The 11,562-nt window shown below is 77.6% G+C and carries 7 protein-coding genes; 4 read left to right on the forward strand and 3 right to left on the reverse strand.

What is annotated here, in order from left to right; genetic code table 11:
- Nucleotides 1–228: 228 nt before the first annotated feature.
- Nucleotides 229–453 (reverse strand): DUF3107 domain-containing protein, encoded by a 225-nt coding sequence (locus ACFWH7_RS14780; protein WP_378217283.1) that lies wholly within the window; start codon nucleotides 451–453, stop codon nucleotides 229–231.
- A gap of 94 nt (nucleotides 454–547) precedes the next feature.
- The gene (locus tag ACFWH7_RS14785; RefSeq protein ID WP_378217285.1) at nucleotides 548–1,333 is read right to left on the reverse strand and encodes a TetR/AcrR family transcriptional regulator; all 786 of its coding nucleotides are present in this window, start codon (nucleotides 1,331–1,333) and stop codon (nucleotides 548–550) included.
- A 111-nt stretch (nucleotides 1,334–1,444) separates the two neighbouring features.
- Between ACFWH7_RS14785 and ACFWH7_RS14790 the strand changes: the two genes are divergently transcribed.
- The 3 genes from ACFWH7_RS14790 to ACFWH7_RS14800 all read left to right on the forward strand — a co-directional run bounded on the left by ACFWH7_RS14790 (nucleotide 1,445) and on the right by ACFWH7_RS14800 (nucleotide 9,361).
- The gene (locus ACFWH7_RS14790) at nucleotides 1,445–2,365 is read left to right on the forward strand and encodes a DUF3152 domain-containing protein (RefSeq protein WP_378217287.1); all 921 of its coding nucleotides are present in this window, start codon (nucleotides 1,445–1,447) and stop codon (nucleotides 2,363–2,365) included.
- Between the two features lie 25 nt (nucleotides 2,366–2,390).
- Nucleotides 2,391–5,885: an ATP-dependent helicase gene (locus ACFWH7_RS14795; RefSeq protein WP_463054460.1), complete on the forward strand. Its 3,495-nt coding sequence runs from the start codon at nucleotides 2,391–2,393 to the stop codon at nucleotides 5,883–5,885.
- A 65-nt stretch (nucleotides 5,886–5,950) separates the two neighbouring features.
- Nucleotides 5,951–9,361 carry a UvrD-helicase domain-containing protein gene (locus tag ACFWH7_RS14800; protein WP_378217320.1) on the forward strand — a complete coding sequence of 1,137 codons (3,411 nt, stop codon included), beginning with the start codon at nucleotides 5,951–5,953 and terminating at the stop codon, nucleotides 9,359–9,361.
- Between the two features lie 55 nt (nucleotides 9,362–9,416).
- Here the strand turns inward: ACFWH7_RS14800 and ACFWH7_RS14805 are convergent, their stop codons facing one another.
- Nucleotides 9,417–10,337, reverse strand: coding sequence for a phosphotransferase (locus tag ACFWH7_RS14805; protein ID WP_378217291.1), 921 nt, complete (start codon nucleotides 10,335–10,337; stop codon nucleotides 9,417–9,419).
- Nucleotides 10,338–10,408: 71 nt separating this feature from the next.
- Here ACFWH7_RS14805 and nudC point away from each other — a divergent pair, with 71 nt between their 5' ends.
- Nucleotides 10,409–11,443, forward strand: coding sequence for an NAD(+) diphosphatase (nudC, locus tag ACFWH7_RS14810; RefSeq protein WP_378217293.1), 1,035 nt, complete (start codon nucleotides 10,409–10,411; stop codon nucleotides 11,441–11,443).
- Nucleotides 11,444–11,562: the final 119 nt, after the last annotated feature.

Below are 11,562 nucleotides of genomic sequence, written 5' to 3' on the forward strand. Positions count from 1 at the left end.
GGCTCACCCTCGCCGACGGGCGCGAGCTGACCGCGCTGGAGGTCCAGCGCGAGTACCTCGCGGTGGCCGCGGAGGCGTCGGGGCGGCTCGCCGGCCCCCACCGCGGCGAGCCCCCCCCCCGCGCCCCGCGCCCCCCGCGGGGCGCCCTCCCTAAACCACCCCCGGGCCCCACCCCCCCGCCGCGCCCGGGGGCGCGACGGCGGCTTCGTGACGGTCAGGTCGTGGCGGTCAGAGAGAGCCGAAACCGACCTTGCGCTGCTCCTCGGTGCCGATCTCGACGTAGCCGAGCGACGCCGTCGGGATGATCACGCGGCGACCGCGCGAGTCGGTGAGCTCGAGGGCGGGGGCACCGCCGAGCGCGTCGGCGACGGCCGTCGCCACGGCCTCGGCGGACAGGTCCGTGTCGATGACGAGCTCGCGGGCCAGGTTCTGCACACCGATCGTGACTTCCACTCAGATCTCCTCACAGCGGCTGCGCCAGGCGCAGCGACGACGGGCCTCGGTCCGCCCGTGGGCGTCCCACCGGCGACAACGCGTTCGATAGTAGTCAGATTCCCGCGGCCGAGCCGTCGAGCGCGGCGTCCGGTCCGGGGGCGACGTCGGCGGACGGTGCGCCCGCGGCGTCCGGGGCTCCGGCCCGCGGATTGCGCAGCATCCCGTGCACGCCGCGCCAGACGAGGCGCGGGACGAGCCGGGTGACGTCGTCGGCCGACGCGGTCCCGTCCGGACGGACGGCCTCGGTCGCCGCCGCCCGACCCACGGCCGTGCACGTCCGCGAGACGACGAGCGCCTCGTCGGCATCGAGGTCGGTGATCCGGACGAGCACGTCGGCGAACGCCCCTGCGATGCGGGCGTCGGGGGCGAGCACGCGCGCCCGCACCACCGGGTCGCGCATGACGTCGGACTCGAAGAGCAGCGCCGCGGACCTGCCGGCCGTGCGCGCGTAGGCGACGTACGCCCGGACGATGCCCTCGATCACGGCGAGACCGTCGACCGCGAGGGCGTCGAGGTCGCTCGCGGAGATCCCGGGGGCCGGCTCGCGGAACGGGTCGAGCGTGACGTGGACGGCGCGGACGAGGCGGTCGCCCTGGTCGTCGATGAGCGCGAGGTAGAGGTCGAGCTTCGAGGGGAAGTGCCGGTAGAGCACGGGCTTGCCGACCCCGGCGCGGTCCGCGATGTCGTCCATCGAGATGTGGTGGTAGCCGTGCGAGGCGAAGAGCTCCTCGGCGATCGTCAGGAGCTGCGTCCGCCGCTCGTCCCGGGGCATCCGGGTGCGCGCAGCGACGGGCGGCCCGGCCGTGCCGCGCCCGCGTCCCCCGCTGGCTCCCGTCATGGGGGGAGGATACGGAAACGGCGCCTCGTGTCGACCGAGCGTCGCGAGGAGTGGGACGATGAGCGGGTGCCCGACAGACATACCCCCCCGAACCGGCCCTCGACAGCTCGCGTGACGCGCTCCTCGCGGGGCGTGCGGCACGGCGCGGCGGTCGCCGCCTGCCTCGTGGTCGGGTTCGGCGCCGGCGCGGCGACGGCGGAGGTGTGGGACGTCCCGAGCATGACAGCGCCCGTCTCGGCGGATCGCGAGGACCCGCCCGCTCCGGTGCGCGACGAGGCCGACGCGGCGAGCCGGTCCGGCGCGGAGCGCGCGGGCGACGTCGTGCAGGGGCCGGAGCTCCCCGCGCGCGTCGCACCGCGCCCGGACGTGGTCGTGCCGCTCGCTCCTGCGGACCCCCCGCCGGCGGCCGAGCCGGAGCCGGAGCCGGAGCCCGAACCCACGCCGACGACGCCCGCGGCGCCGGTCGCGGAGCCGGGCTCCGGGCTCCTGGGCGAGGTCGTCGTCGCGCCCGACCTCGGGGGCGCGCTCGACGTCGTCCCGGGCGAGGCCCCGGCCCCCGGGACGGGGACCGTGCGGTCCGTGCGGGTCGAGGTCGAGCAGGGACTGCCCGTGGACGGCGAGGTCCTCGCGACGGCGGTGCTCGCCACGCTCAACGACCCGCGCGGGTGGTCCGGCCCCGACGGCGTGACGTTCTCCCGGACGGCGGCCGACGACGCGTCGATCCGCGTCGTGCTCGCGAGCCCCGCGACGACCGACCGGATGTGCGCCCCGCTCGCGACCGAGGGGAAGTACTCGTGCGGCAACTCCGTGTCCGGCGTCGCGGTGCTCAACTTCGAGCGCTGGGTGCTCGGCGCCCCCGACTTCGGTGACGACCTCGCGACGTACCGCCAGTACCTGGTGAACCACGAGGTGGGTCACGTGCTCGGGCACGGCCACGAGGACTGCCCGGCCCCGGGGGCCGTCGCGCCGGTGATGGTGCAGCAGTCGATCTCGGCCCAGGGGTGCCTGACCAACGGGTGGCCCGTGCCGTAGCGGCACGCTCGCCGCGCCGTCGGCGATGCCCACGGTGTGGGTGGCACGTGATGGGATCGGGTCCGTGCCCCGGACGACCGCCCCTCGCCTCGTCGCGCGGCCTCGCGACCACGAGGCCGACGTCACGCTCGACGACTCCCAGCGCGCGGCGCTCGCCGCGGCGGCCGGGCCGGGCACGACGCTCGTCGTCGGGGCGCCCGGCACCGGGAAGACGCTCGTGGCGCAGGAGGTCGTGCTCGCGGCGCTCGCCGACGGCCTCGCCCCGGAGCGCGTCCTGCTCCTCGCCTCGTCCCGGCGTGCTGCCGCGTCGCTCCGCGACCGCCTGTCGGCCCGCGCCCGCCGCACCGTCGGGGCGCCGATGGTGCGCACCGCGGCCTCGGCGGCCTTCGCCGTGCTGCGCGAGCGTGCGGCCGCGCTGGGGGAGCCCGTCCCGACGCTCATCTCCGGACCGGAGCAGGACCTCGTGCTCTCCGAGCTGCTGGAGGGCCACCTGGAGGGCGACCTCGCGCACCTGGGCTCGCCCCTGGTCCTGCCGCCCGGCCTGCCCGAGGAGGCGCTCGGGCTCCGGGGCCTGCGCCAGGAGCTCCGCGACCTCCTCATGCGCGCGGCGGAGCGCGGCCTGACGCCCGCGGACCTCGCCGCGCTCGGAGACCGCTACGAGCGGCCCGAGTGGTCGCTGGGCGCCCAGCTCTTCGCGGAGTACCTCGACGTGACCGCGTTGCGCTCGGGGACCCCGGACGCGGGTGCCCGGTTCGACCCGGCGATCGTGGTCGACGAGGCGGCCGAGGCCCTCCTCGCCTGGGATGACGAGGTGCCCGACGCCGCCCGGCCGCGCTGGGACCTCGTCGTCGTCGACGACTACCAGGAGGCCACGGTCGCGACGGCACGCCTCCTGCACGTGCTGCACGACGACGGCGCACGGCTCGTGCTGCTCGGCGACCCGGACGCCGCCGTCCAGACGTTCCGCGGGGCGAGCCCCGGCCTCGTGGGCCGCGCGTCGGCGCCGGTCCGCCGCGACGGGGCGCGGCGCGGTGAGCTCGGCGCGCGGGTGGCCGTGCTCGGCACGGCGTGGCGGCAGCCCGGCCCCCTGCGCGAGGTCACGCGGCGGGTCGCCGCGCAGGTGGGTACCGTGGCCGGCGCCGTGCACCGTGGTGCCGCGCCCCGGCACGCGCCGACCGCCGAGGCAGGGGCGGGCGACGCGGCGGGTGGGGGCGGCGCCTCTCGCTCGGACGACGCGCCGGAGGGAGCAGGCTCGGGAGGCGGGGTCGGCGCCGGTGCCCCGCCCGTGCAGGTCGTCGTGCTCTCCGCCGTGGCGCAGGAGGCCGCGTTCGTGGCGCGCGAGCTGCGGGCCGAGCACCTGCTGCACGGCACCCCGTGGCACCGGATGGCGGTCGTCGCGCGCACCGGGACCCGCCTCGCGGCGCTGCGCCGCGAGCTCGTCGCCGCCTCGGTGCCGGTCACGCTGCTCGGCTCCGACGTCCCGCTGCGCGACGAGCCGGCCGTCGCGCCGCTGCTCGCGGCGGTCCGCGTGTGCGTCGCGGACGCGGACGACGTCGAGGCCCTGGACCCGTTCACCGCCGCGGCCCTGCTCACGTCGCCGGTCGGTGCTCTGGACGTCGTCGCGCTCCGCCGGCTGCGGCGCGCGCTGCGCGCGGAGGAGCTCGAGGGCGGGGGCGGGCGCTCGTCGGACGCGCTGCTCGTCGAGCTGCTGCTGGACCCGGCACGCGCGGCGACGCTGCCGCCGACCGTGCGGCGCGGTCCAGCCGCCGTCGCGCGGGCGCTCGCGGCGGGCCGGGCGGCGGCGGCCGAGCCCGGCGCGACGGCGCAGACCGTGCTGTGGGCGGTGTGGGCGGCGACCGGTCTGGCGGAGCGGTGGCGGTCGGCGGCGCTCGACGGCGGCCCGGCCGGGGCACGCGCGGACCGCGACCTCGACGCGGTGCTCGCGCTCTTCCGCGCGGCGGAGACGTTCGTGGACCGCATGCCCGGTGCGCCGGCCGAGGCGTTCGTCGAGTACCTCGCGTCGCAGGACCTGCCGGCCGACTCGCTCGCGGCGAGCGCGAGCGGCGCCGACGCCGTGGCGGCGCTGACGCCCGCGGGAGCCGCGGGACGCGAGTGGGACGTCGTCGTGGTGGCGGGAGTGCAGGACGGCGTCTGGCCGGACCTGCGCCTGCGCGACTCGCTGCTCGGGTCGCAGGCGCTCGTCGAGCTGCTCGCGGGCCGCGCGCACGACGCCCACGGCGTCGGGTCCCAGGCGCGCGCCCAGGTGCTCGCGGACGAGCTGCGGGCGTTCGTCGTCGCGACGTCGCGCGCGACCCGGCGGCTCGTGGTGACGGCGGTCCAGGACGCGGAGGAGGCGCCGTCGGTGTTCTGCGACCTCGTCGTCCCGCCCGCCGCTCCCGAGGGGCCGGACGAGGGCCCGGACGGCACCGACGGACCCGACGACGGGTCCCTGCCGCCGGTGGCGACGGGTGGGTCGGGCGCCGCTCCGGCACCCGGCGCGGACCCGGACGCGCGCCGTCACGTGCGCGTCGGTGCCCCGCTCGACCTGCGGGGGCTCGTCGCCGCCGCGCGCGGCGTGCTCGTCGAGGCCGCGGCGCGCGAGGCCCGCGCGGACGGGTTCGCCGAGGGCGGCGCGCTGGACGCGCGCGCGGTCGCCGCGGCCACGCTCCTGGCCGACCTGGGCGAGCTCGGTGTCGCGGAGGCTCGGCCCGAGACCTGGTACGGCGTGGCGGGCGTGTCGAGCGCCGCGCCTCTGCGCGGCGCGGAGGAGATCGTCACGGTGTCGCCGTCGAAGGTCGAGACCGTCTCGACCTGCCCGTTGCGGTGGTCGCTCGAGGCCGCGGGCGGCACGGCGCCGGACGCGACGCACCAGAGCCTCGGCACGCTCGTGCACTCGATCGCGGAGACCCACCCGTCGGGCTCGCTCGCCGAGCTGCGCGCGGAGCTCGACCGCCGCTGGGCCGAGCTCGCGCTCCCCGAGGGCTGGCCGACGCGCCAGCTCCGCCGTCGTGCGGAGCGCATGATCGAGAAGCTCGCGGCCTACGTGGCGCAGGCGGGCGAGCCGCTCCTCGTCGAGCCGACGTTCGACGTGACCGTCGGTCGCGCGCGCCTGCGCGGGACGATCGACCGGGTCGAGGACGCGGGGGAGGGCAAGGTCCGCGTCGTCGACCTCAAGACGGGACGGCGCACCGCGACCAAGGCCGAGGGCGCGGAGCACCCACAGCTCGGCGCGTACCAGCTCGCGGTCGAGGCGGGCGCGCTCGACGTGCCCGAGGGGACGCGGAGCGCGGGGGCGCAGCTCGTCTACGTGGGCAGCACGCACGTCGGCCCCGCCGTCGTCCCGCAGCCCGCGCTCGACCCGGCACCCGACGGCTCGAGCTGGGCGCGCGACCTCGTCGAGGAGGCGGCCGGCACGATGTCGGCGGCGACGTTCACGGCCCGCCAGAACGGGCTGTGCGAGATGTGCCCGGTGCGTCGTGCGTGCCCGGTGCAGCCCGAGGGCAGGAGGGTGGTCGCGTGAGCAGCGAGCTGTTCGAGCTCCCGGAGCCGACGCCGTCGGTCCGCCTGGTCGCCGCCGACGGCGTCGTGGTCGCGCCCGAGACCACGACGCCCGGCACGGTCGAGCCGCCGCGCCCGACGCTGTCCGCGACGCGGATCGCAGACCTGCTGGGCCGGCCCCGCCCGACGCCGGAGCAGGTCGAGGTGATCGAGGCGCCGCTCGAGCCGACGCTCGTCGTCGCGGGGGCGGGCTCGGGCAAGACGGAGACCATGGCGGCGCGCGTCGTCTGGCTCATCGCGAACGACCTCGTGCCTCCGGACGCGGTGCTCGGCCTCACGTTCACCCGCAAGGCGGCGGGCGAGCTGTCCGAGCGCGTCCAGGTACGGCTCGCGCAGCTCGCGCGCGCCCGGGGCGGCGCGTCGTCCGCCCTCTCGCTGCTCGACCGGCCGACGGTCGCGACGTACAACGCGTACGCCGCCTCGCTCGTGGGCGACCACGGCCTGCGCGTCGGCGTCGAGCCCGGCGCGCGGCTCCTCGGCGAGGCGCAGCAGTGGCAGCTCGCTTCGGAGGTCGTGGAGGGGTGGGACGACGACCTCGGCACCGACCGTGCGCTGAGCACCGTCGTCGCCGCGGTGCTCGGCCTGTCCGGCGCGCTCGGCGAGCACCTCCTCGAGCCGGGCGAGGCCCGGGACCGTCTCGCCGGCATCGTCGAGCAGCTCGACGCGCTCCCGCTCGGTCCGCGGCAGAAGGCCCGGACCAAGGAGGTCGAGAAGCTGGTCGGCGACGTCGCCGAGCGCGTCCGGCTGCTCGACGTCGTCGCGGAGTACCGGCGGCGTAAGCGCGCCACGGACTCCCTCGACTTCGGCGACCAGGTGGCGCTCGCGGCCCGTCTCGCGCGCGAGGTCCCGGTCGTGGGGGAGACGGAGCGGGCGCGGTTCCGCGTCGTCCTGCTCGACGAGTACCAGGACACGTCGCACGCACAGGTCGAGCTCCTCGCGGGCCTGTTCGGCGGCGGTCACCCGGTGACCGCCGTCGGCGACCCGCACCAGTCGATCTACGGCTGGCGCGGTGCGAGCGCGGGCGGCCTCGCGCGGTTCCCCGAGCGGTTCCCCCGGGCGACGGGCGACCGGTCGGCCGTGCGCTTCCTGTCGACGTCCTGGCGCAACGACGCCGCGGTGCTCGCGGCGGCGAACGTCACCGCGGGCCCGCTGCGGGGGGCCGCGGGGATGGGCGGCGACCGGGTCGAGGTCCCGGCGCTCGCGCTGCGCCCGGGGGCCGGGCCCGGAACGGTGTCCGCGCACGTGGCGGCGACCGCGGAGGAGGAGGCCGCTGCCGTCGCGGAGCTCGTCGCGGCGCGCTGGCGGCCCGCGGGCGCCCCGGGCGGGCGCGTCACCGCGGCGGTCCTGTGCCGCAAGCGCAGCCAGTTCGCGGCGGTCGAGGTCGCGCTGCGACGCAGGGGTCTGCCCGTGGAGGTCGTCGGCCTCGGCGGTCTGCTCACGACGCCGGAGGTCGTCGACGTCGTCGCGCTCCTCGAGGCGGTGCACGACCCGTCGCGCGGCGACGCTCTCGTCCGGCTCCTCACGGGTCCCCGGCTCAACCTCGGGTCGGCAGACCTGCACGCGCTCGGGAGCCGCGCCGCCGATCTCGCGCGGCACGAGGGCGCGCTCGGGTCCCGTCGGCGCGCGGCCGCGGCGGACGGCGAGGGCGCGGAGCTCGTGGTCGTCGAGGGCGACGTCGCCGACCACCGCTCGATCGTCGACGCCCTCGACGACCTGCCGGACCCGGGCGAGGCCGCGGCCGACGGGCGCGCGCTGACGGCCCAGGGCCACGCGCGCCTCGCGGCGCTGTCGCGCACGCTGCGGGCGCTGCGCGGGCTCACGTACCTGTCGCTGCCGGAGCTCGTCGTCGAGGCGGAGCGCGCGCTCGGTCTCGACGTCGAGGCCGTGACGAACGACGCGCTGCTCGCGTCGCGCCGGCTCGTCGACCCGGAGGCCGTGAGCGACCGGGCGCGTGAGCACCTCGACGCCTTCCGCGACGTCGCCGCGACGTTCACGCAGACGGCGGACGTCGTGACGCTCGGTGCGTTCCTCGCGTGGCTTGGGGTCGCCTCGACGCGCGAGAACGGGCTGGACCTGCCGGTGCGCGAGCCCGACCCGGACGCCGTGCAGGTCATCACCGCGCACGCCGCGAAGGGGCTCGAGTGGGACGTCGTCGTCGTCCCCGGGCTCGTCGACGGCGTGTTCCCGACGACGGCGCAGTCGTCCTCGGGGGTGCGCGCGGACAGCGGGTGGCTCACCGACGTGAGCCAGCTCCCGTACCCGCTGCGCGGCGACGCCGCCGACCTGCCGGAGTTCCGCTTCGACCTCGCGTCGGACACCAAGGAGCTCGTGGCTCGGCGCGACGAGTTCCGGGCGGCGAGCGGCGAGCACCAGCTCGCCGAGGAGCGCCGGCTCGCCTACGTCGCGTTCACCCGGGCGCGCCGCGAGCTGTACCTCACGGCGTCGTGGTGGCAGACCGGCTCGCGCCCGCGCGTGCTCTCGCCCTTCCTCCTGGAGCTCGTCGAGTCGGGCGTCGTGGTGGCGGACGGCTGGTCGGCCCCGCCCGGACCCGACGACTCCAACCCGCTCGAGGACGTCGAGGTCACCGGCGAGTGGCCGGTGTCCGACGACGCCCCCGAGGGGTCGGCGCGCGCCGTCCTGCGCGACACCGCCGCTGCGGTCGAGCGAGCGGCACTCGCCCGCGCGGCCCGTACCGGCGGGGGCGGAGGCGGCCCCGCGGGCCTCACCGCGCCGGTGGGCGTGCTCGTCGACGCCGAGGGACGCGACCTCGTCGCGCTCGCGCGGGTCCTGCTCGCGGAGCGGGCAGAGCGCTCCGGCCGGGAGGTCGAGCTCCCGGCGCACGTGTCGGCGTCGAGCCTGGTGCGGCTCGCGGCCGACCGCGACGAGTACGCGCTGCACCTGCGGCGCCCCGTCCCGGTCGAGCCCACCGTGCACGCGCGCCGGGGCACGCGGTTCCACCTGTGGGCCGAGCGCTACTTCACGACGTCGTCGCTCCTGGACGTCGAGGACCTCCCCGGCGCGGACGACGACGACCTCGACCCGGACGCGGACCTCGAGACCTTGCAGCGGACGTTCCTCGCGTCCGAGTGGGCGAGCCGGACCCCGGTCGCGGTCGAGGTCGACGTCGAGACCCCGGTCGGTGACACGGTGCTGCGCTCGCGCATCGACGCGGTGTTCCCCGAGCGGCCGGAGCACGCCGGAGGGGCGCGCGACGCCGTCGTGGTCGTCGACTGGAAGACTGGACGGGCGCCCACGGACGCCGCCGCGCGCAGCGTGCGCGAGGTGCAGCTCGCGGTCTACCGGCTCGCGTGGTCGCGGTGGACGGGGCTGCCGCTCGAGAAGGTGAACGCCGCGTTCTACTACGTCGCGTCCGACGAGACCGTGCGCCCGCGCCGGCTCCTCGGCGAGGCGGAGATCGAGGCGCTGCTCGCGGGCTGACCCGCGGACCGGGTCCCGCGGGCGTGGGCGGCCCGCGCCGGGACGCCGAGCCGGGTCAGTCGTCGGCGTCCTGCGTGGAGTCCTGGAGGTCGGCCAGCATGTCGAGCGCGTCGGCGACGACGTCGTCGAGCCCGTGCCGCACGCCGTGCAGGAGCCAGCGCGCGAGCGCGAGCTCGCCGACGAGGAGCGCGCGATCCACGAGGTGCTTGTCGGTGAGCTCGGTGCGGCGCAGCTGGTACGCCTCCATGATCGAGTCGATCGCCTCCGGCGGCGCGGAGACGAGCAGCCACGCGAGGTCGTCCGCGGGGTCCGCGACGCGCGCGCTCGCCCAGTCCGTCACGGCGACGACGCGGCCGCGCGCGACGAGGACCTGCTCCGGGCCGAGGTCCCCGTGCACGACGACCGGCTGGAACCGCCACAGCGAGACGTCCTCGAGCGCCGTCTCCCAGCGGCGCAGGAGGGCCGTCGGGACCTTCCCGGTCGCCGCCGCCTCGTCGAGCTCCGCCATCCGCCGGGCGCGGTACTCCTCGACGTCGTACCCGGGCAGCCCGGCGTCGTCGACGATCGTGCGGGGCAGCTCGTGGATCGACGCGAGCACCCGGCCGAGGTCGGCGGCGAGCCCGGGCCCGGGGCGCAGCACGTCGACGTCGAGCGTCGTGCCGTCGAGCGCGGGGTGCACGACCGCGCGCCCGCCCTCGGGCAGGAGCGCGGTGCCGCTGATGCGGGGCACCGCGAAGGACAGCACGCCGGTGTCGGCGTAGAGCTGGAGCGAGGTGAGGAGCTCCGCCTCGGCCTCGAGCGCGGCCCCCGCCTGGAGGCTGCGCGGGGCGCGCACGGTCCACCGGGCGCCGTCGGCGTCGGTCACGACGGCGGTGTCGTAGTCGCCCGGGTCCTCGACGGCCAGCGCGCTGCGGGCGTCGAGACCCGGCACGGCGGCGGTCGCGAGCGCGGCGAGGGTCAGCGGTGAGCGGGGCACCCGACCACGGTAGTCGCTCCCCGCCCGCCGCCCGGGGCACCCACGCCGGTCGCGTGGCCTACGGTCGGAGGGTGACCACCCCCGCCCCCCGACCGTCGTCGGGCACGCTCCCCAGGACCACCCTCCGCGACCTTCCGCTGCCGCTCGACGCGGCGGTCCTGGACCGCGCGGCCCACCGCCGCGGCGAGCCCGACCTCGTGCGGACGCTGCGCAGCGAGGCCACGACCCGTGTCGTCCTCGTCCACCGCGGCCGCCTCGCGCTCGCCGGGCCGGGCCCGACGGACGGCGTCGCGCTGCTCGACCCGGCGGCCCTGGCCGACGTCGGCGCCGCCGCCGACGAGGACCAGGCACGCTGGCTCTTCCTCGGCGAGGGGGACGGTGTCGCGTACGTGGCGCTCGTCCTGCCCGACGACGCCGACGCGGAGGAGGTCGACATCGAGGGCGTCGACGCCTCCGACCCCTTCGCCGTGCTCGCGCGCGAGCGGTCGTGGTCGGGGCTGCGCGAGCTCGTCGGCGGGCTCGGTGCGCCGCTCGCGGGTCTCGCGACCGAGGCGGTCGCGCTCGCGGCCTGGCACGCGAACCACACCCGCTGCCCGCGCTGCGGCGGTCGGACCACGGTCGAGAACGGTGGGTGGACGCGGCGCTGCGTCGCGCAGGGCGTGGAGCTGTACCCGCGCACGGACCCGGCGGTCATCATGACGGTCGTGCACGGCGAGGGGGACGACGAGCGGCTGCTGCTCGGCCACGCCGCGCACTGGCCCGAGCGGCGCTTCTCGACGCTCGCGGGGTACGTCGAGCCGGGCGAGTCCCTCGAGAGCGCGGTCCGGCGCGAGGTGGCGGAGGAGGCGGGCGTCGTCGTCGGCGAGGTCGCCTACCGCGGGAGCCAGCCGTGGCCCTTCCCGGCGTCGCTCATGCTCGGGTTCGCCGCGCGGGCGCAGACGACCGAGCTGCACGTCGACGGCGTCGAGCTCACCGACGCGCGGTGGTTCACCCGACCCGAGCTCGCCGCCGCGGTCCGCACGCGAGACGTGCTGCTCCCGGGCCGCGCGTCCATCGCGCGCTCGCTCGTCGAGGACTGGTTCGGCGGCCGCCTCCCTGACGCCTGAGCCCCCAGGTGTCGTGGGCATGAATATGGGGCGCGTGGGTGCAGGGAAAACCCGCCCAAAGCTTGCCACCCCCCGGGGGGGTCTTGGGGCCCCGGGCGTCTATTACCACCCCCGCCCCC

The organism is Cellulosimicrobium cellulans (genome assembly GCF_042723955.1).
GTDB classification, from domain to species: domain Bacteria; phylum Actinomycetota; class Actinomycetes; order Actinomycetales; family Cellulomonadaceae; genus Cellulosimicrobium; species Cellulosimicrobium cellulans_H.

Coding starts and splice junctions, on each gene's coding strand:
- ACFWH7_RS14785 (WP_378217285.1), bottom strand. CDS start 1,333: ATGACGGGAGCCAGCGGGGGACGCGGGCGCGGCACGGCCGGGCCGCCC.
- ACFWH7_RS14795 (WP_463054460.1), top strand. CDS start 2,391: ATGCCCACGGTGTGGGTGGCACGTGATGGGATCGGGTCCGTGCCCCGG.